Annotated in this window: 17 protein-coding genes; 3 read left to right on the top strand and 14 right to left on the bottom strand. The window is 70.5% G+C overall.

The window, feature by feature from the left end; translation table 11 throughout:
• Positions 1–48: 48 nt before the first annotated feature.
• From PGH47_RS14870 to PGH47_RS14840, 7 genes are read right to left on the bottom strand one after another with little or no spacing between them, the layout of a single operon-like run.
• On the bottom strand, positions 49–1,077 hold the full coding sequence (locus PGH47_RS14870; RefSeq protein ID WP_271663831.1) for a 2-hydroxyacid dehydrogenase: 1,029 nt from the start codon (positions 1,075–1,077) through the stop codon (positions 49–51).
• Positions 1,074–2,153, bottom strand: coding sequence for an ABC transporter ATP-binding protein (locus PGH47_RS14865; protein ID WP_271663830.1), 1,080 nt, complete (start codon positions 2,151–2,153; stop codon positions 1,074–1,076). The genes PGH47_RS14870 and PGH47_RS14865 overlap by 4 nt, the downstream gene beginning before the upstream one ends.
• Positions 2,131–2,961: a DeoR/GlpR family DNA-binding transcription regulator gene (locus tag PGH47_RS14860; protein WP_125525978.1), complete on the bottom strand. Its 831-nt coding sequence runs from the start codon at positions 2,959–2,961 to the stop codon at positions 2,131–2,133. The genes PGH47_RS14865 and PGH47_RS14860 overlap by 23 nt, the downstream gene beginning before the upstream one ends.
• Positions 2,958–4,043 carry an ABC transporter ATP-binding protein gene (locus tag PGH47_RS14855; protein WP_271663829.1) on the bottom strand — a complete coding sequence of 362 codons (1,086 nt, stop codon included), beginning with the start codon at positions 4,041–4,043 and terminating at the stop codon, positions 2,958–2,960. The genes PGH47_RS14860 and PGH47_RS14855 overlap by 4 nt, the downstream gene beginning before the upstream one ends.
• Complete coding sequence (locus PGH47_RS14850; protein WP_271663828.1) at positions 4,040–4,870, bottom strand: carbohydrate ABC transporter permease; 831 nt, start codon at positions 4,868–4,870, stop codon at positions 4,040–4,042. The genes PGH47_RS14855 and PGH47_RS14850 overlap by 4 nt, the downstream gene beginning before the upstream one ends.
• Entirely contained in the window at positions 4,867–5,748 is an 882-nt protein-coding gene (locus tag PGH47_RS14845) for a carbohydrate ABC transporter permease (RefSeq protein ID WP_107906515.1), read from the bottom strand. The genes PGH47_RS14850 and PGH47_RS14845 overlap by 4 nt, the downstream gene beginning before the upstream one ends.
• Positions 5,749–5,752: 4 nt before the next feature.
• Positions 5,753–7,174 (bottom strand): ABC transporter substrate-binding protein, encoded by a 1,422-nt coding sequence (locus tag PGH47_RS14840; RefSeq protein WP_271663827.1) that lies wholly within the window; start codon positions 7,172–7,174, stop codon positions 5,753–5,755.
• Between the two features lie 167 nt (positions 7,175–7,341).
• On the opposite strand from PGH47_RS14840, the gene PGH47_RS14835 reads away from it, so the two are divergent.
• The 3 genes from PGH47_RS14835 to PGH47_RS14825 are packed head-to-tail and all read left to right on the top strand — an operon-like array spanning position 7,342 to position 10,226.
• Positions 7,342–8,802, top strand: coding sequence for an FGGY-family carbohydrate kinase (locus tag PGH47_RS14835; protein WP_271663826.1), 1,461 nt, complete (start codon positions 7,342–7,344; stop codon positions 8,800–8,802).
• Complete coding sequence (locus PGH47_RS14830; protein ID WP_271663825.1) at positions 8,799–9,434, top strand: histidine phosphatase family protein; 636 nt, start codon at positions 8,799–8,801, stop codon at positions 9,432–9,434. The genes PGH47_RS14835 and PGH47_RS14830 overlap by 4 nt, the downstream gene beginning before the upstream one ends.
• Positions 9,435–9,446: 12 nt before the next feature.
• A complete protein-coding gene (locus PGH47_RS14825; protein ID WP_271663824.1) occupies positions 9,447–10,226 on the top strand; it encodes an SAM-dependent methyltransferase in 780 nt (259 codons plus the stop codon).
• Between the two features lie 59 nt (positions 10,227–10,285).
• Here PGH47_RS14825 and PGH47_RS14820 read toward each other — a convergent pair whose 3' ends face one another.
• The 7 genes from PGH47_RS14820 to PGH47_RS14790 form a co-directional block, all read right to left on the bottom strand.
• Positions 10,286–12,589: a hypothetical protein gene (locus tag PGH47_RS14820; RefSeq protein WP_271663823.1), complete on the bottom strand. Its 2,304-nt coding sequence runs from the start codon at positions 12,587–12,589 to the stop codon at positions 10,286–10,288.
• A gap of 153 nt (positions 12,590–12,742) precedes the next feature.
• The gene (locus PGH47_RS14815) at positions 12,743–13,384 is read right to left on the bottom strand and encodes a superoxide dismutase (RefSeq protein ID WP_126899294.1); all 642 of its coding nucleotides are present in this window, start codon (positions 13,382–13,384) and stop codon (positions 12,743–12,745) included.
• Positions 13,385–13,490: 106 nt separating this feature from the next.
• Complete coding sequence (locus tag PGH47_RS14810; RefSeq protein WP_271663822.1) at positions 13,491–14,882, bottom strand: amino acid permease; 1,392 nt, start codon at positions 14,880–14,882, stop codon at positions 13,491–13,493.
• 121 nt (positions 14,883–15,003) lie between these two features.
• Positions 15,004–15,900, bottom strand: coding sequence for a TauD/TfdA dioxygenase family protein (locus PGH47_RS14805; protein ID WP_150502640.1), 897 nt, complete (start codon positions 15,898–15,900; stop codon positions 15,004–15,006).
• Positions 15,901–15,911: 11 nt separating this feature from the next.
• Positions 15,912–17,252, bottom strand: coding sequence for an LLM class flavin-dependent oxidoreductase (locus PGH47_RS14800; protein ID WP_271663821.1), 1,341 nt, complete (start codon positions 17,250–17,252; stop codon positions 15,912–15,914).
• The gene (locus PGH47_RS14795) at positions 17,252–17,983 is read right to left on the bottom strand and encodes an ABC transporter ATP-binding protein (RefSeq protein ID WP_271663820.1); all 732 of its coding nucleotides are present in this window, start codon (positions 17,981–17,983) and stop codon (positions 17,252–17,254) included. Before PGH47_RS14795 ends, PGH47_RS14800 begins: the two co-directional genes overlap by 1 nt.
• On the bottom strand, positions 17,959–18,798 hold the full coding sequence (locus PGH47_RS14790) for an ABC transporter permease (protein WP_269638046.1): 840 nt from the start codon (positions 18,796–18,798) through the stop codon (positions 17,959–17,961). The genes PGH47_RS14795 and PGH47_RS14790 overlap by 25 nt, the downstream gene beginning before the upstream one ends.
• Positions 18,799–18,802: the final 4 nt, after the last annotated feature.

Here is an 18,802-nt window from a genome sequence, read left to right as displayed (position 1 = left end):
GCAGACGAACGACGACACACCGCGGCACCACCTCGCACCTCCCTGCGCTCAGGTCAGCGCATGCGCGAGCGGCTCCCCGCGCACCCAGCGCCCGACCTCCGCCGCCGCGATCGCCGCCGCCTTCTCCGCCACCGCCCGCGACGCGCCCCCCAGGTGCGGGGTCAGCACGACACGGTCGGCCAGGGCGTGCAGCCGCGAGTGCGGAGGCAGCGGCTCCTGTACGTAGGTGTCGAGGGCCGCCGCCGAGAGGTGCCCGTCCTCCAGGGCGGCGCACAGCGCGTCCTCGTCCAGCAGCGGGCCGCGGGCCACGTTCACGACGACCGCGCCCCGCGGCAAAAGGGCCAGCTCCCGGGCGCCGATCAGCCCGCGGGTCTCCGCGGTGAGCCGGGCGTGCAGGGTGACGACCCGGGAGCGGCGCAGGAGTTCGTCGAGGGAGGCGAGACGCAGGCCGTGGATCTCGCCGCGCGCGTAGGGGTCGTAGACCATCACCTGCGCCCCGAACGCGCACAGTGCCCGCGCGACCCGGCTGCCGACGGCGCCGTAGCCGACGAGCCCGACCGGCAGGTCCTCCAGCTCCAGGCCGCTTTGGTCGTAGGTGTAGTACGTCGAGCCGTCCCAGCTTCCCCGCAGCGCGAGCAGGTGGTGGGCCTGCGGGATGCGGCGCAGGGCGGCCAGCAGCATGCCGACGGTGAACTCGGCGGTGGCGGCGGCGTTGCGGCCGGGCGCGTAGCAGACCCGCACGTCGTGCCGCTTGGCCGCGTCCAGGTTGACGTTCACCGGGCCGCCCCGGCACACCACCACCAGCCGCAGCTCCGGGCACGCGCCGAGGACGCGTTCCGTCACCGGACCCATCTGCGTCACCAGCACCTGCGCCCCGGCGAGCGCCTCGATCAGCTCGTCCTCGGCATCACTGGCCTCCACGACCTCGGCCACCGCCCCGAACGGCTCCAACGGCCACCCGAGCGTCAACTCACCCACATCACAGGCGAGTTCATGACCGAGCGCGTCCTTGATGAGCGACGGCAGAATGAAGTGGTCGCCGGCGGCCACCACGCGCACGCGGTTCCCGTTGGTCATCGCAGGGATGCTCCCGTCTCGGCGTCGAAGACATGGGTGAGGTCAGGGTCGGCGGTGACGTGGACGCGGTCGTCGTGGGCGAGACGGACCTCGGCGTCGGTGAGGACGACGAGGGGGCTTTCGACGCCGTCGAGGGCGAGGGTCGCGATGCCCGACTCCAGCAGGGGCTCGTGGGCGACGACGCGGGCGGCCAGGCCGTCCCCGCCGGTCAGGCTCAGGTCCTCCGGGCGGATCCCGACCACCACCTCGCGGCCCGCCGCCACCGGCACCGGCAGCGCGATCCGTGCCGTGTCCGACAGCCGGGCGTGGCCGTCGTCCGTCGCCACCCCCGGAAGCAGGTTGATCGCCGGTTCGCCGACGAAGTCCGCGACGAAGAGGTTGGCGGGGCTGTCGTAGATCTCGTACGGGGTGCCGAGCTGCTGGATCACGCCGTCCTTCATCACGGCGATCCGGTCGGCCAGGGAGAGGGCCTCCTCCTGGTCGTGGGTGACGAGGATGGTGGTGTGGCCCAGGTCCCGCTGGATGCGCTTCAGTTCACGGCGGGTCGTGTCGCGCTGCGCCGCGTCGAGGTGGGACAGCGGCTCGTCGAGGAGAAGTACGTCGGGTTCGCGGATCAGCGCGCGGGCCAGGGACACGCGCTGCTTCTGGCCGCTGGACAGGCCCGCGGGACGGGCGTCGAGGATGCCGGTGAGGTCGACGCGCTCGGCGATCTCCCCGACCTTGCGGGCCACGTCCCCCCGGTCGGCCCGCCGGCGCGCCTTGAGGCCGAACGCGAGGTTCTCCGCCACCGTCAGCGGCGGGTACAGGGCGTAGTTCTCGAACGCCACCCCGATGTTGCGCTGCTGCGCCGGCCGGGAGATCACCGACGCACCGCCGACCAGGACGTCTCCGCCGGTCACCGTCTCCAGCCCGGCGATCATCCGCAGCGTCGTGGACTTCCCGCAGCCCGACGGGCCGAGCAGCCCGAGCAGTTCGCCGGAGCGCAGGGTCAGGTCGATGCCGCGTACGGCGTCCACCGGCGGACGCCCCCGCACCGCGTAGGTCTTGCGCAGGTCACGTAGCTCCAGCTCGGTCATCGCTGCCCTTCGTCACGGTCGCCGGCTTCGCGCAGACTTCGTAAGGGACCTTGTTCTCGTCCAGGTCCCGCAGCGCCTCGGCCGACGCACCGTCGTCGACGAGGAGCAGGTCGAAGCGGGACAGGGGTACCACCCGGTGCAGGGCGACCCGGGCGAGCTTGGTGTGGTCGATCAGCAGGACGTTGCGGGCGGCCGCGTCGAGCATCGCCCGCTTCACCGACACGATGTGCTGCTCCTGGTGGTAGGCGTAACCCCCGTGCACGGCCGACGTCGACGCGAAGCAGACGTCCACCCGCAGCTGCCCGATGGCCTCGACGCAGGACACGCCGAGGAAGGAGGAGTGCAGCGGGTCGTAGTCGCCGCCGAGGGCCATGAGGTGGATGCCGCGCTGGTCGGAGAGCATGTTGATCGCCTCCAGGAAGTTGGTGACGACCGTCAGCGGGGTCACCTCCCCGAGCCGCAGCCTGCGGGCTATCTCCAGGGTGGAGGTGGAGTCGTCCAGCATGATCGCCATGCCGGGCTCGACCATCTTCAGCGCCCGCTCGGCGACGGCGGCCTTCTCCGCGCGCATGGTCTTCAGCCGGTACTGCACGTTCGACTCGAAGACCCCGGACGGCTGCGCGGTCACCCCACCCCGGAACTTCCTTACGATCCCCTGCCGTTCGAGCTCGTCGAGGTCCCGGTGGATGGTCATCAGGCTCACCCCGAACCGCTCGGCCAGCTCGGCGGCCGTCGCGGAACCCTCGGCGAGGACCCGCTCGGCCATGGCGGCCTGGCGGGCGGCGGGGCCCTGCTGTGCGTTGTTCATTGCCCGATCCTTCGTCCTGGACGCTCCGGCCGGTCGGCCTCGAACAGCAGCAGGTTCTCAGGCCGGACCGACAGTCGTACCGGATCGTCGGGCCGAAGGGCGGTCGCCTCGCCGCGCGGGGCCACCAGGGACAGGTGCTGCTCGCCGAGCCGGACGGTGACCTCCACGGACCGGCCGAGGACCTCCGTGACGTAGACGGTGCCGGTGAGCTCGTGCCCGGGGCCCTCGACGAGGGCGAGATCGCGGGGCCGGACGCCGATCAGGACCTCGGTGCCGGGGGCCGCCTCGGCGCGGATCGGCAACTCGACCTTGCCGTCGGCGGAACGGAAGCCGCCGTCCGCGGTGACCGTGCCCGGCAGCAGGTTGATCCGGGGCCGTCCGAAGGCCCGCGCGACCTCCGTGTCGTGGGGCCGGTACCAGATCTCCTCCCGCGTCCCCGTCTGCACGATCCGCCCGTCCCGGATCACCCCGATCCGGTCGCCGAGGGCCAGTGCCTCGACCGAGTCGTGGGTGACGTAGAGGGTGGTCGTGCGCCGCACCGCCCCGATCGCTTTCAGTTCCGCCCGCATCTGCTGGCGCAGCTTGGCGTCCAGATGGGACAGCGGCTCGTCGAGGAGGAAGGCGCGGGCCGGGCGGACCAGGACGCGGCCGAGGGCGACGCGCTGCCGCTGGCCGTTGGAGAGGCGGCCGACCGGGCGGTCCAGCAGGGCCGAGATGCCGAGGAGTTCGGCGACCTCGCCGATCCGCTCCCGGGCCTTTTCCGCGGGGAGGCGGTGGCGTGGGGAGCGGAGCGGCGAGGCCAGGTTGTCGTAGGCCGACTTGTGCGGGTAGAGGGCGTAGCTCTCGAAGCACATCGCGACGCCGCGGTCGTAGGGCTCGACGCCGCGCATGTCCCTGCCGTCGAGTTCGACCGTGCCGGCGTCGGGGGTCTCCAGGCCGGCGACGGTCTTGAGGGTCGTGGTCTTGCCGGCTCCCGAGGGGCCGAGCAGGCAGAAGAACTCGCCCTCGCGCACGTCCAGTTCGAGGCCGTCCAGGGCGGTGACCCTGCCGTACGTCTTGCGTACGTCCCGCAGCCGGATCATGACTTCACCGCCCCGAACGACAGCCCGCGCACCAGATAGCGCTGGATCGTCAGCGCGAGCAGCAGCGGCGGTACGACGGAGACGAGCGCGGCGGCGGCCGTCAGGTTGTACTTGGGCCGGTCGCCGCCTAGGAAGGACAGCGCGCCCACGGTCACGGTCTGGGCCTCGTTGGAGGTCAGGATGAGCGGGAAGACGAAGTTGTTCCAGGCGAAGATGAACGCCAGCAGGGACACGGCCGCCACCCCCGGCTTCACCAGCGGCAGGGCCACCCGCAGGAACGCCTGCTTGCGGGTGTAGCCGTCCAGCAGCGCCGCCTGTTCCAGCTCGGGCGTGAGGTCGGCGAAGTAGGACCGCATGATCCACACGATCAGCGGCAGCGTGACCAGTTGGAGGACCCAGATCATGCCGACGTACGTGTCGAACAGGCCGAGCTTCTGGTAGAGCACGAACAGCGGGATGATCACGGTGAGTTCGGGTGCGAACCGGAACGACAGCAGCGTGAACATCAGGTTCTCCGAGCCCTTGAACCGCCAGCGTGCCGAGGCGTACGCCGCCGGGAGCCCCACGAGGAGCGACAGGACCACCGCGCCGACCGACACGACCAGGCTGTTGACGAAGAACCGCAGGAACGGGATGCCCTCGCTGTCGCCGAGGACCGTGCGGTAGCCGTCGAGGGTGGGCGAGAAGGAGAAGTAGGTGGAGAAGAGCTGGTTCGTCGGCTTCAGCGAAAGGATCACCATCCAGGCGATCGGGAACAGCGCGAAGACGAAGTAGAGGATGAGGGCGGCGTCCGCGAGCCACCCCAACAGACGTTTGCGCAGGGTCATTTCGCCTCGGCCGCCTTCCGCTGGATCTTCCCCAGGTGCTTCACCAGCACCATCGCGGCGAGATACACCACGGCCCACAGCACGATCGTGTAGCTGATGCCGAACGAGTAGCGCTGGAAGCGGATCGCCTCCAGATAGGCCCGGATCTGCAGCACGACGGTCGAGTCACCGGGTCCGCCCTCGGTGAGGGCGTAGATGATGTCGAACACCTTCAGCGAGTCCATGAACCGGAAGATCACCGCGACCAGGACGTACGGCCACAGCATCGGCAGCGTCAGCCGCCGGAAGGTGTACCACCAGCCCGCCCCGTCGACGGCCGCCGCCTCGAAGGGGGAGGTGGGCAGGGAGCGCAGCCCGGCGAGCGCGAGGATCGCGACGAACGGCGTGTACACCCACACGTCCACGGCGATGGACGACAGCAGCGCCCCGGTCGGCGTGTCCGTCCACTGCACCCCGCCAAGACCGAACGGTCTGAGCAGGTGGTTCACCACGCCGACGGACGGCTGGAGCATCAGCTTCCAGATGATCGCCGCGATCACCGGAGCGATCATCAGCGGCAGGATGAGGATCTTCTCCAGTACCCGCCCGACGAGGGACGACCGGTGCAGCAGCAGGGCGACGGCGACCCCGAGCACCGTCTCCACGGCGGCCGCCCCCACCGCGTACAGCACCGTCACCCACGCCGAGTTCCAGAACGCCTCCTGGGTGAAGACGGTCTGGTAGTTCTCGAACCGCACCATGTCCGGCTGCGGCTTGCTCGCCGAGAAGTCGAACAGCGTGTAGTAGAGGCCGAGCCCGAAGGGGTAGAGGATCCCGCAGGTCAGCAGCAGGGCGGGGACGATCAGGACGTACGGGCGAAGGGCGAGCCGCCATCCCATCGCGCTAGCCCACCTTGTCGGCGAGGTCGCCCGCCAGCCTGCCGAGGACCGACTCGGCGCCCTTGCCGCCGTAGATCTCCTGGAGGGCGGCGGCCCAGCTGGTGGTGGCGTCGAAGAACTGCGCCTGCGGGGTGAACTGGATCTTCGTCTGGTCGACGACGGTCTCGAAGGTCTCGATGAAGCCGGGCAGGTGCCTCATCTTGTCCTTGTAGGCGGGGTCGTCGGCGATGGACCTGCGCACCGGGTCGATGTGGTTGTGCGTGATCGCGCTCCTGCGCAGGTGCTCCTTGCCGGTCGCCCACTGGAGGAAGAGCCAACTGGCGCTCTTCTTCTTGCTCTTGGCGTTCATGCCGAGCGACCAGATCCACATGTTGGTGGCCAGCGACCCGTCGGGTCCCTTCGGGCCGGGGTGGAAGGCGATCTTCCCGGAGGCCGGACTCGCTCCCTCGACCGCCTGGAAGTAGGCGGCCGTGTCCGCGTCGAACAGCATCCCGGCCTTCTTCGCGCCGAGGTCGCTGGAGCACTGGTACCAGGTGTACGACGTCCAGGACGGCGGGCCGCCCTGCTTGACCATGCCCGCCCAGTCCTCCGTGAACGCGACGGCCTCCGGGGTGTTCATCGCGGGTGTGAGCTTCCCGCCCTCGACCGTGAAGTCCTTCAGCCCGTTGCGGGCGTACATGGTCATGAAGCCGGGGTGGATGGTCGCCCAGCTCCTCGATCCCCGTACGGCGATCCCGTACATGCCGTCGAACCCGGCGCCCGGCGCCTTGCGCTTGATGACGCCGGCGATGTCGCGCAGCTCGTCGAAGCTCTCGGCGGGCTTGAGACCGAGCTTCTTGAAGACGTCCGTGTTGTAGGCGACGACGTTGGTCTCCCAGCCCCACGGCAGCGCGTACTGCCCGCCCTGCCCGAGCGGCGCGCCCGCCTTCAGGGACCACTGGTCGGCCTGGAGGAGGTTGGGGAAGAAGTCGGCCTGGTCCCATTCGGAGCCGGTCGCCGAGGCGTTGCGCATCCACGGACCGAGGTCCTCCAGCCAGCCCGGTGGGCCGTACTGCCAGACCATGTACGCGCCCAGCATGAACACGTCGTAGGAGGCACGTCCGCTGGAGAGGTCGACGGTGAGCTTGTCGAAGTAGTTGTCCTCGGGGAAGACGTCGTACTCGACCTTGATGCCGGTCCGCTCGGTGAACGACTTCAGGTCGGCGATGAGTGCGTCGGTGTACGGGTGCTTGTTGAGCAGCGCCTTGACGGTGGTGCCCTTCTCCCGCTTCCAGTCGAAGGAGCCGGTGACGTCGTCCGCCGCCGAGCCGTCGCTCTTGCTGTCGTCGCCGCCGAATCCGGCACCGCACGCGGTCAGGGCAGGCGTGGCGGCCAGGGCGGCGCTGAGCGCCAGGAACCGTCGGCGGTCGTGCACGTGCGTGTCCATCCGTGACCTCCACGTGGGGTTCGGCCATCCGGGTGCTTGGGGTTAACACGGCGAGTCGACTCGTTAACAGAGGGTGGAACGACGGAAGTTGGGCGTCAATCCCTCGCGCACGGGAAAATATCGGTGCAGAGTGAGAAGTTAACGGATCCAGATGTTCGGGAGGCCGGATGACCGACGAGCACGAGGCCTGGCTGGGGATCGACCTGGGCACCCAGAGCGTGCGGGTCCTGCTGGTCACCGGGGACGGCACGGTCCTCGGCAGCGGCTCGGCGCCCCTGGCCGGCAGACGCGACGGCGTACGGCACGAGCAGGATCCGGGGGACTGGTGGGAGGGCGTGTGCGCGGCGTCCCGGGCCGCGCTGGATTCCCGCAGAGGCACGCGGATCGGAGGGCTCGCGGTGTGCGGGACGTCCGGGACCGTGCTGCTGACGGACGGGGCGGGGCGGCCGATGAGCCCCGCCCTGATGTACGACGACGGACGCGCGACCGCGCAGGGGGCACGGGCGCGGATGGCCGGGGCGGCGGTGCAGGACACCTGGGCGCTGCCGAAGGCGGTGTGGCTGACCGAGACGTACGGCCCCGGACGCGTCACCCACCAGCCCGACCTGATCGTCTCCCTCCTCACCGGCGAGCTGCCGCCGGCCGACTCCAGCCACGCCCTGAAGACCGGCTACGACCTGGAGCACGACTCCTGGCCCGCCGTGCTGCCCCGCCTCGGCCTGCCCGGCACCGCGCTCCCCGAGGTCGTCCGCCCCGGCAGCCCGCTCGGCGAGGTCTGCGCGAGCGCCGCCGACGCCACCGGAATCCCCGCCGGCACGCCCGTAGTCGCCGGGATGACCGACGGCTGCGCGGCCCAGATCGCCTCCGCCGCGCTGCGCCCCGGCTCCTGGAACTCGGTGCTCGGCACCACGCTGGTCCTCAAGGGCGCGTCCTCGACGCCGGTCCGCGACCCGACCGGCGTGGTCTACAACCACCGTGCCCCGGACGGCGGCTGGCTGCCCGGCGGCGCCTCCAGCGTCGGCGCGGGCGTGCTCACGGCGGCGTTCGCGGGCGCCGATCCGGCGGTGATGGACACGCTGGCCGCCGCGTACGAGCCGTCCGGAGCGATCGCCTACCCGCTGGTGTCACCCGGCGAGCGCTTCCCCTTCCACGCGCCGGACGCCACCGCGCTGGTCCTCGGCGAACCGGAGTCGGACGCCGACCTGTGGGCCGCGCTCCTCCAGGGCGTCGCCTTCACCGAACGCCTCTGCCTGGACTACCTGCACCACCTGGGCGCCCCCCTCGACGGCCCCCTCACCTTCACCGGCGGCGCCGCCCGCAGCCCGTACTGGAACCAGCTTCGCGCCGACGTCCTGGGCCGCCCGGCCCGGGTGCCGCGGGAGACGGAACCCGCCCTGGGGATGGCCGCGTTGGCGGCGTACGGCACAGGCGCGGCGCCCTCCCTCGCGCAGGCCGCGGAGGCCATGGTCCGCATCGGCGCGACCGTCGAACCCCGCCCCGGCCGCACCGCCCGCTTCGCCGAGCCGTACGCCCGCCTCGTCGACGAGCTGACCACCCGGGGCTGGCTGCCGCCCCCGGTCGCGGCACACGCGCACGCCCGCCTGGACGGGGATACTGCGGACTCATGACCACGAGCACCGACGCGACCCTGCTGCTGGCCCGGCACGGACAGACCCTCTGGCACGCCGAGAACCGCTACGCCGGGGTCAGCGACGTGTCCCTCACCGACACCGGACGCGCCCAGGCCGACGCCCTGGGCCGCTGGGCCGCCGCCCACCCGGTCGACGCGATCTGGACCTCGCCCCTCTCCCGTGCCGTCATCACCGCCGACCCGGCCTGCCGGGCCCTCGGCCTCACCCCGCACCGCGAACCGGGCCTGCGCGAATGCGACTTCGGCGTGCTGGAGGGCCGTACGCTCGCGGAGTTCGCGACGGAGGACCCGGCCGCGGCGGAGGCGTTCCGCACCGACCCGGTGGCGAACCCGTTCCCCCGCGCGGAGGACCCGTCGGCCGCCGCCGGGCGCGGTGCCGCGGCCCTGCGCCGGATCGCCGCCGCCCACCCGGGCGAGCGCGTCCTCGTGGTCGCGCACAACACGCTGCTGCGTCTGGTGCTGTGCACGCTGCTGTCGATCCCGGCGGGGGAGTACCGCAGAGTGTTCCCCCGGCTGCGCAACGCCGCGATCAGCGAACTCCTCGTGAAACCCGACGGATCCGCCGCACTTCTCTCCCTCAATGTGCCCTGTGACCCCGACCTGCCGTAGCACCATGGGGACATGACGGAGATCGACACCTCGGTACCGCACTCGGCCCGGATCTGGAACTACTGGCTGGGCGGCAAGGACAACTACCCCGTGGACGAGGCGGCGGGCGACGCCTACACCGCGGTCTTCCCCGGCATCGTCACCATCGCGCGCAGCAGCCGCGCCTTCCTGGGCCGCGGCATCCGGTATCTGGTGACCGAGGGGGGCGTGCGCCAGTTCCTCGACGTCGGCACCGGCCTGCCGACCGTCGACAACACCCACGAGGTCGCCCAGCGCCTCGCCCCCGAGTCGAGGATCGTCTACGTCGACAACGACCCGCTGGTCCTGACCCACGCCCGCGCCCTGCTCACCTCCACCCCCGAGGGTGTGACGGCGTACGAGGACCTGAGCCTGTACGAGCCCGAGGAGATCCTTCAGGCGGCTTCCCGGACCCTCGACCTCTCCCGTCCCACGGCCCTGATCCTCAGCGGCATCCTCGGCCACGTCGCCGACTACGACCGGGCCCGCGAGCTGGTCCGCCGCCTGCTGGCCGGCCTGCCCTCCGGCAGCTACCTCTGCGTCAACGACGGCTCCCGGGGCACCGACCCGGACTACGAGAACGCCCAGGACTCCTACAACGAGACCGGCGCCGTCCCGTACTTCCTGCGCCCGGTCGACAGGATCGAGGCGTTCTTCGAGGGCCTGGAACTCATCGAACCGGGCGTCGTCTCCGTCCCCCTGTGGCGCCCCGACCCCTCCGACGAGGAGCCCCGCCCGATCGGCCAGCACGGCGGAGTGGGCCGCAAGCCCTGATCTACGAGGACGAGGGACGGCCACCGGGCGCGGCCGTCCCTCCGCCTACCTCCCTCGCCTCACCTCCGTGGCCGCCCGACAGAGTTTCGGCGCAGGTGACTTGCCCGACGAGCGGCGTCCAGACGGCGTCGCCGCAGCCACAGCAGCGCGATCGGCGCGAGGAGCAGCGCGGGCAGCAGCCACAGCGCCCGTGTACCCGAGGACACGGGTTCCTGCGCCTCCTGCTCCGCCTGCCCCTCCTGCTTCCCCTGCGCCTCCCGCTCCGCCGGTGTGCCGATACCGGCCCTGGCCTGGCGCGGGGTCGGTGAGCCGAGCCAGACGGTCTCGTCCCCGGCGGTGGCCGACGGCGCGCTCAGCGAACGGTCGACGCTCTGCGGGAGCCCCGCGAAGTCCGAGGTGAAACGGTCGTCCGGGACGGTCTTCAAGGGGATCCTGGTGAGGTCGACACCGCCGTAGACGTAGCTGCGTACGTAGGTGGTGTTCCCCTCGGTGGTCCGGTCGGTGACCTTGAACTCGCCCTTGGTGTACGAGTCGACGTACCGGTCGAAGGTGTCGGTGGGCTGCCAGTCGCCGGTGCGCCGCCAGCTCTCGATGTCGCCGCTGTCGATGAGGCCGCCGTACGTCGTGTCCTTGGTCCGGCTCAGGTCGCGGTACCACTCGGCGGCGACCCGGGCCAGATAGACGCGGCGCAGCTCGGCGTACTCGGGGGCGGTGTTGATGGCCTTCTTGAGCCTGGGCAGGATCAGGTCGCGGAAGAGCGCCTCGTTGTGGTCCTCGGTGGCCTTGTCCTGCTCGGGGCAGGAGGCCGCGGACGACGCCCCGTTGTCCTTCAGGTACTGGGTCTCCATCTTGACGTCGAGGGGCGCGTCGAGGATGTAGAGCCTGTCCCCGTCCTGGTGAACCGACGCCGGGGCGGGCAGGATCCAGTTCCGGAACGACATGCAGTCGCCCCGGACCCGGTTCCAGAACTTGCGGCCGAGCTTGCTGTGGGGATGGATGAGCTTGCCGACGGTCTTCTTCATCTCCAGATCGGCCTCCAGCAGCACCTTCCCGGCATCCGTACGCCCCAGCCGGCCGTCGACGATGCGCTCCGGCTCGTCGGGGTTGAGGTTGACCCAGAAGTTCTGGGGGGTGAGGGAGAGCCAGACGAAGAAGGCGTCCGAGGACTGGGACAGGGCCGCGCGCCCCGTGGCGGTGCGGGCGTCCCCCTTCAGCGGCTTGAAGTCGGCGCTGAACGAGTACTGCAGGCCGCTTCCGTCACCGGGGTCCGAGAGATAGCGCAACTCCATGCTGGAGAAGTCGATGCCACCGGTGCTCAGACCGGGGGCGGCGAGCATGCTGCCCAGACCCGTGGCGGCGCGCGGGGTGTCCTCCGCGTCGTCGCAGGGGTTGGCCGCCTTGGCTGCGGCCGTGAGTACCGACGTCTGCTGGAGACCCAGTGACTGAGTTCCGGTTCCCTGGTCAGGGCATTCTTTCGGGTCGACGGAGAAGGCGGGGGAGGGCTCGTGGCCGTACCGCGCCTCCAGACCGCGCCGCACCTCGCCGAGGTCGGTCACCAGTTTGTCCTTGGCGGTGCCGTTGCGCCGCTCCACCCTTTTCGCGTACTTCTCCCTCACCCCCTTCTCCGCGTTGCGCTCCGCCTCCGGGCCGAGGTGCACAACCTTGTTCCGCGCCCACGCGATCTCCACCTCCCGGTCGACGTACTCCCGCACGCTGATGCCGTACGGGTGCCCGAAGACGAGCGGTGTGTCCGGGCGGTACAGGCGGGCGCATCGCGAGCAGTTCTGTCGTTCGGAGCTGCCGAGGAGCTCCGCCTCGTCACCGATGCCGTACTTGTCCAGCACCTCTTGGATGACGTCCTCGGAGTGCCTCGTCTTCTCCTTCTGGTTCTTGTCCTTCTGGATGTTCAACGCGCTGACAACGACGAGTTCGCCCCACTTCGCGTCGTCGAGCCGCTGGACGGCTGCGCGCTTCAGATACTCCCGCAGCGGATCGACCCGGACGACCGATGCCGCCCACGCCTCGCGACCCGTGTAGCTGAGGGTGGTGGTCTCCTTCAGGAGCGGCATGATCTGGTCGTCGTAGTCCAGCACCGTCGGGTCCAGGTAGACGGCCGCGCCGTTGCGGGACGGGTTCCACGCCTCGTCCTTGTCCGCCTTGGGCAACTCGCGCCAGAGGTCGTAGCGCAGCTTCTCGACGGGCCCGAACGGGGAAGCCAGCAGCGGGTTGTCCTGCTGCATGGAGAGGTCGCGGCCCTTCGCCGCCCCCGGCGGCCGCTTGTCGTCGGCCATCCCGGGCGGAGCCGAGCCGAGCGGGACGAGCAGCGCCAGCAGCAGCGCTGCCAGCCATCTGGGTCTGTTCATGCCACACACGGTGGATCGGCGGCGTGAAATGCCGGTGAAGCCACCCGACATGGGAAGCCCCCGCGAGTCAGGTCCTCGCGGGGGCTTCCGTCATTCCGCCTGCCGTTCGTGAAGGGTGAGAAGACGATCACGAGGCAGGACGTTCTCGCCGGCTCAGGGAGCCAGCAGCAGTACGTCCGTGCGGGACCTGGCCGCGGTGTAACGCCGGGCCACGTCCTGCCAGTTGACGACCTGCCACATGGCCTCGATGAAGTCGACCTTCTGGTTCTTGTACTGGAGGTAGAAGGCGTGCTCCCAGGCGTCGAACACGAGGATCGGCGTGGCGCCCTGGCCGACGTTGCCCTGGTGGTCGTAGACCTGCTCGACGATCAGCCGCCCGCTCAGCGGCTCGTAAGCCAGCACGCCCCAGCCCGAACCCTGCGTGGTCGCGGCGGCCTTGGACAGCTGCGCCTTGAAGTTCGCGAAGGACCCGAAGGACTCGGCGACGGCGTCCGCCAGCTCGCCCACCCCGTCCGCGGCGAGCGGCTCGCCACCACCGTCGCCGGTCATGTTCTGCCAGTAGATGCTGTGCAGGATGTGCCCGGACAGATGGAAGGCCAGGTTCTTCTCCAGGCCGTTGATCGACCCCCACGACTCCTTGTCCCGTGCCTCGGCCAGCTGCTCCAGCGTGTCGTTGGCGCCCTTCACATAGGCCGCGTGGTGCTTGTCGTGGTGCAGCTCGATGATCTCGGGGCTGATCACGGGCGCGAGCGCGGAGTAGTCGTAGGGCAGTTCCGGGAGTGTGTAGACGGGCATGAAGGGTCCCCTCAGAGCTCTTATTGCAAGTAGCTTGCAACAACAAGCTAACAGCAAAAAGCCCCCGTGTGGATCACGCGGGGGCTCTCTTGCGGTACGGGGCGTGTCAGGCGTTGGCGCGCCTGCGCTGCCAGGCGTAGCCGACGGCCGCCAGGAGGACCGTCATGACGCCCGTCGAGTACAACTGGACCCGGGTGTCCGGCTCGCGGGCCATCAGGACGAAGATCCCCGCCATGCCGGCCATCGCGACCCAGGTCAGCACCGGGAAGGCCCACATGCGGACGACGAGCTTCTCCGGGGTCTCGCGCTCCAGGCGGCGGCGCAGCCGGAGCTGGGAGACGGCGATGAGGATCCAGACGACCAGGATGACCGCGCCGATCATGTTCAGCAGCCAAGGGAAGACGTCGTCGGGCCGCCAGTAGGACAGCACGACGCAGACGAAGCCGAACACGGAGGAGGCGAGGACCGCGACGCGCGGGACGCCGCCCGAGACCCGGCCCAGCGCCGCGGGGCCCTGGCCGCGCTGGACCAGGGAGTACGCCATGCGTGAGGAGCCGTAGATGTTGGCGTTCATGGCGCTCAGCAGGGCGACCAGCACCACCACGTTCATCAGCTGGCCGGCGCCTGGGATGCCCAGATGGTCGAGGGTGGCGACGTACGGGCCCTTCTCGACGACCTCCTTGGAGTCCCAGGGGATCAGGGTGACCACGACCGCCATCGAGCCGATGTAGAACAGCGCGATGCGCCACATGGCCGTGCGGACCGCGCGCGCGACACCGCTGACCGGGTTCTCGGACTCGGCGGCCGCGATGGTGACCGTCTCCATGCCGCCGTAGGCGAACACCGAGGCCAGCAGGCCGATGATCAGCCCCTCGCTGCCGTTCGGCAGGAATCCGCCCTCACCGGTGAGGTTCGCGGTGCCCGGCGCGTCCGTGCCGGGCAGGACACCGGCGATGGCCAGCCCGCCCAGCACCAGGAACAGTGCGATCGCGCCGACCTTCAGCGCGGCGAACCAGAACTCGAACTCGCCGAAGTTCTTCACGGCGGCCAGGTTCGCGCCGCAGAAGACGACCATGAACAGGGCCACCCAGGCCCACTCCGGCGTGCCCGGCAGCCAGCCCGTCACGATCTTCGCGGCACCGATGCCCTCCAGGCCGACGGCCGTGCAGAGCAGCACCCAGAACGACCAGCCGGCCGTGAAGCCCGCCCAGGGTCCGATCGCCCGCTCGGCGTGCGCGGAGAAGGTACCGGATGAGGGATACGCGGCCGACATCTCGCCGAGCATCCGCATCACCAGCATCACGAGAAGGCCGGAGATGACATAGGCGATGACGATCGAGGGGCCGGCGGCGGCGATACCCGCCCCGGATCCGACGAACAGGCCGGCGCCGATGACGCCGCCGAGGGCGATCATCGACAGGTGACGCTGCTTGAGACCGTGGGAGAGGGGGACGTCGTCCGCTTTCGCGGGCGTCCGAGTGGAGGTGCTGTTCTGCATGGGCGCGGCTCGTCCAATGCGTGAGAGGGCAAAAAACGCCCACAGTGTGGTCAGCCTCTCCGTTCAGAAGGAGAGACTGACCACTATGCGGACACTCACCGCACGGTGAGTGACGCCACTGTCACGCAGCGACGGCGGTGTAGTGCGACGCGTCCCCCTCGATCGAGTAGCTCGCCTTGCCCTCGATACCGACCGGCACGTCACCGGCGACCGTCACCCGGTGCAGGCGGCGCGGCTGCCCGTCGTAGTTGTCGACGGCGTAGTGCTGGGTGATCCGGTTGTCGAAGACGACCAACTGGTTCTCCGACCAGCGGTGCCGCAGGATGTTCTCCGGCCGGGTGACGTACGTCTGGAGCAGGTCGAGGATCTTGCGGGACTCACCCGGCGACAGCCCCACGATCCGCTGCGCGAACCCGCCGATGAACAGGCCGCGCTCACCGGTCAGCGGATGGACGCGGACGACCGGGTGGACCGTGCGGTACTTGATCGACGTGAACTCGGCGCGATTGGCGGCCTGTCGCTCGTCGACCTCCTCGTCCGCCACGGCGTAGTCGTAGTCGTTGGTGTGCTCCGCCCACAGGGTGTCCGCCAGCTTCCGCAGCGGCTCGGGCAGCTGGCGGTAGGCCGCCGCCGAACTGGCGATCAGGGTCTCGCCGCCGTACGGCGGGATCGTGATCGAGCGCAGGGTGGTGGCCTGCGGCGGGTTGAGGACGAACGTGACGTCGGTGTGCCAGTGGTTGGCGGCGCGTCCCCGCTCGCTGTCGACCGGGAGGACGTTCGGGGTCCCGGCGATCGAGGAGACCGTCGGGTGGGCGGTGGTGACGTCGCCGAAGTGGCGGACGAAGGACTGCTGGGTCTCGTCGTCCAGGTTCACGTCGTCGAAGACGAGCGCCTTGTGGACGTTGAGGGCCTCGCGCAGGGCGGCGACCGTGTCGGAGCCGAGCGGCCGGTCGATGTCGACGCCGGAGACACGGGCGCCGATGTGTGCGGTGACCTTGTGGATTTCGATGCCGGACATGGGCGGTCCTTTCAGACGAGGGCGTTCTCGCGGGCGGTGTACTGGTTGGCGGGGCGCGGCAGGCCGTAGCGCTCGCGCAGGGTGCGGCGCGGGCCGTACTCCTCGCGGAGCAGGCCGCGTGCGCGCAGGATCGGGACGACGTGGTCGACGAAGGCGTCGAGGCCGGAGGGGAGCACCGGCGGCATGATGTTGAAGCCGTCGGCGGCGCCCTGCGTGAACCAGGTCTCGACGGCGTCGGCGACCTGCTCGGGCGTACCGGCGAAGGTCAGGTGACCGCGGCCGCCGCCGAGGCGCCCGATCAGCTGCCGGACGGTCAGCCGATCGCGCCGGGCCAGCTCCACCACGAGCGTGTACCGGCTCTTGGCGCCCTCCACGGCGTCCTCGGACGGCAGGTCGTCGGGGAGCGGGGCGTCCAACTCCAGTGCCCCTGGCTCCAGTTGCAGCAGGCTCTCCAACCGGCCCACCCCGTGCGTGTACACGATGTGGTCCTCCAGGACCTGCTCGGCCGCCCGCGCCTCGGCCTCCGTCGAGCCGATCACCGGGACGATGCCGGGCAGCACCTTGATGTGCTCGGGGTCGCGGCCGGCGGCCGCCGTACGCGCCTTGAGGTCGGCGTAGAAGGCCCGCGCGTCCTCGATCGTCTGCTGGGCGGTGAACACCGCCTCCGCGTACCGGGCCGCGAAGTGCTTGCCGTCCTCGCTCGACCCGGCCTGCACGAGCAGCGGATAGCCCTGCGGGCTGCGCGGCACGTTGAGGGCGCCCTCGACACTGAAGTACGTCCCCCGGTGCCGGGGCGGATGGATCTTGGCGTCGTCACCCCACACGCCGGCCGCCTTGTCGGCGACGATCGCGTCGTCCTCCCAGCTGTCCCAGAGCTTCAGGGCGACGTCCAGGAACTCGGCGGCCCGCGCGTACCGCTCGGCGTGCGCGGGCTCCGCGTCGAGGCCGAAGTTGCGGGCGGCCTCCGCACCCGCCGTGGTGACGATGTTCCAGCCCGCCCGGCCGCCGCTGATGATGTCGAGCGAGGCGAACTTGCGGGCCAGGTTGTAGGGGGAGTTGTAGGAGCTGGACGCGGTCGCGATCAGGCCGATGTGCTCGGTGGCCGTCGCCAGCGCGGTCAGCAGCGTGAGCGGCTCCAGGGCGCCGGCGGGCCGCTGCGCGAGGTTGTTCCACAGCTGCGGGCCGTCGGCGAGGAAGAGCGAGTCGAAGGTGCCGCGCTCGGCGACCCGGGCCAGCCGGACGTAGTGGGCCAGGTCCACATGGGCGTACGGGTCGCTCTCGGGCAGCCGCCAGGAGGCCTCGTGGTGGCCGGTGTTCATCAGGAAGGCGTTGAGGTGGAGCTGTCTGGTCATCAGTGGTCCTCTGTTACGCCCAGCGCCGCGAGCAGCCGTTCGCGGTACTCGCCGAGCAGCGGATCCCGGTACGTCCGTGGATGCGGGCGGTCGATGGTCAGGTCGAGGCCGATCCGGCCCCGGTCGAGCACGAGCACCCGGTCGGCGAGCACGATCGCCTCGTCGACGTCGTGGGTGACGAGCAGTACGGAGGGGCGGTGGCGTTCCCACAGCTCCCGCAGCAGGTTGTGCATCTTGATCCGGGTGAGGGCGTCCAGCGCCCCGAACGGCTCGTCGGCCAGCAGCAGTTCGGGCTCGCGGACCAGCGAGCGGGCCAGCGCGGCCCGCTGCTGCTCGCCGCCGGACAGCTCGTTAGGCCAGGCCCGCTCGCGGCCCCGCAGCCCGACCTCGGCGAGGGCGTCGCGGCCCTTCTGCTCCGCCTGGCTGCCGTCGAGTCCGAGCAGGACGTTGGCGAGGACGCGACGCCAGGGCAGCAGCCGGGAGTCCTGGAAGACGACCGACACCCGGTCCGGAGCCGTGAGCTGACCGCTGCCGGTGACCTCGTGGTCGAGCCCGGCGACCGCTCGCAGCAGGGTGCTCTTGCCGGAGCCGCTGTGCCCCAGCAGGGCCACGAACTGGCCGGCGGGAATGTCCAGGTCGATGCCGTCGAGCACGACGCGTTCGTCGAACGAGCGGGTCAGCGACCTGAGTTGGACGGCGGGACGGGTCAGCTGCTCAGTGTGCGGCGCCACGACAGCACCCTCCGTTCGATGAGACGGACCGTGCTGTCCGAGACGAGGCCGAAGATGCCGTAGACCACCAGGCCGACGAGGATGACGTCCGACTGGCCGTAGTTCGTGGCCTGGAACATCATGTAGCCCAGGCCGCTGGTGGCGTTGATCTGCTCCAGGACCACCAGGCCCAGCCAGGACCCGGTCACGCCGAGCCGGAGTCCCACGAAGAACCCGGGCAGCGCGCCGGGGATGACGATCTCCCGGATGAAGCGCAGCTTCGACAGGCCCTGCACCTCGGCGAGTTCGACGAACCGGTTGTCGATGCCGGACAGGGCGGCGTGGGTGTTGAGGTAGATCGGGATGTAGACGACGATCGCGATGATCGCGATCTTGAAGGTCTCGCCGATGCCCAGCCAGAGGATGAACAGCGGTATCAGACCGAGGGTGGGGATGGCCCGGTTGAGGTTGACCGTGCCGTCGATCAGCGCCTCCCCGGTGCGGGTGAGCCCGGAGGCCAGGGCCAGTACGACGCCGGCGGTCAGCCCGATCGCGAAGCCGGACGCGGCCCGCTGCAACGAGGTGAGGATGTCGGTGATCAGCGTCCCGTCGGTCCACAGCTGGGCGCCGGTCTCCACCACCGTCCAGGGCGCGGGTATCGCGGCGGGGTCGAGCGCCTCGGCGGCGGACGCGACGGCCCACAGGGCGAGCACCAGCAGGGGCCCGGCGAGCCGGGCGGCGGGCAGGCGTTTGCCGGGGGCGAGCCCGCGGCGCCGTTTGCGGGGCCGTTCGTCGTCGACGACGACGGCGGCCTTGTGCAGGGTGGTCGTGGTCATGGTG

The organism is Streptomyces sp. HUAS 31, from assembly GCF_028198125.1.
Classification (GTDB): domain Bacteria; phylum Actinomycetota; class Actinomycetes; order Streptomycetales; family Streptomycetaceae; genus Streptomyces; species Streptomyces chartreusis.
The sequence above is the reverse complement of the archived record's forward strand: the minus strand, read 5'-3'. Positions and strand labels throughout refer to the sequence as shown.

Bases quoted from the DNA above. Each gene is read 5' to 3' on its own strand.
- PGH47_RS14870 (WP_271663831.1), bottom strand. From the start codon at position 1,077: ATGACCAACGGGAACCGCGTGCGCGTGGTGGCCGCCGGCGACCACTTC.
- PGH47_RS14865 (WP_271663830.1), bottom strand. From the start codon at position 2,153: ATGACCGAGCTGGAGCTACGTGACCTGCGCAAGACCTACGCGGTGCGG.
- PGH47_RS14860 (WP_125525978.1), bottom strand. From the start codon at position 2,961: ATGAACAACGCACAGCAGGGCCCCGCCGCCCGCCAGGCCGCCATGGCC.
- PGH47_RS14855 (WP_271663829.1), bottom strand. From the start codon at position 4,043: ATGATCCGGCTGCGGGACGTACGCAAGACGTACGGCAGGGTCACCGCC.
- PGH47_RS14850 (WP_271663828.1), bottom strand. From the start codon at position 4,870: ATGACCCTGCGCAAACGTCTGTTGGGGTGGCTCGCGGACGCCGCCCTC.
- PGH47_RS14845 (WP_107906515.1), bottom strand. From the start codon at position 5,748: ATGGGATGGCGGCTCGCCCTTCGCCCGTACGTCCTGATCGTCCCCGCC.
- PGH47_RS14840 (WP_271663827.1), bottom strand. From the start codon at position 7,174: ATGGACACGCACGTGCACGACCGCCGACGGTTCCTGGCGCTCAGCGCC.
- PGH47_RS14835 (WP_271663826.1), top strand. From the start codon at position 7,342: ATGACCGACGAGCACGAGGCCTGGCTGGGGATCGACCTGGGCACCCAG.
- PGH47_RS14830 (WP_271663825.1), top strand. From the start codon at position 8,799: ATGACCACGAGCACCGACGCGACCCTGCTGCTGGCCCGGCACGGACAG.
- PGH47_RS14825 (WP_271663824.1), top strand. From the start codon at position 9,447: ATGACGGAGATCGACACCTCGGTACCGCACTCGGCCCGGATCTGGAAC.
- PGH47_RS14820 (WP_271663823.1), bottom strand. From the start codon at position 12,589: ATGAACAGACCCAGATGGCTGGCAGCGCTGCTGCTGGCGCTGCTCGTC.
- PGH47_RS14815 (WP_126899294.1), bottom strand. From the start codon at position 13,384: ATGCCCGTCTACACACTCCCGGAACTGCCCTACGACTACTCCGCGCTC.
- PGH47_RS14810 (WP_271663822.1), bottom strand. From the start codon at position 14,882: ATGCAGAACAGCACCTCCACTCGGACGCCCGCGAAAGCGGACGACGTC.
- PGH47_RS14805 (WP_150502640.1), bottom strand. From the start codon at position 15,900: ATGTCCGGCATCGAAATCCACAAGGTCACCGCACACATCGGCGCCCGT.
- PGH47_RS14800 (WP_271663821.1), bottom strand. From the start codon at position 17,252: ATGACCAGACAGCTCCACCTCAACGCCTTCCTGATGAACACCGGCCAC.
- PGH47_RS14790 (WP_269638046.1), bottom strand. From the start codon at position 18,798: ATGACCACGACCACCCTGCACAAGGCCGCCGTCGTCGTCGACGACGAA.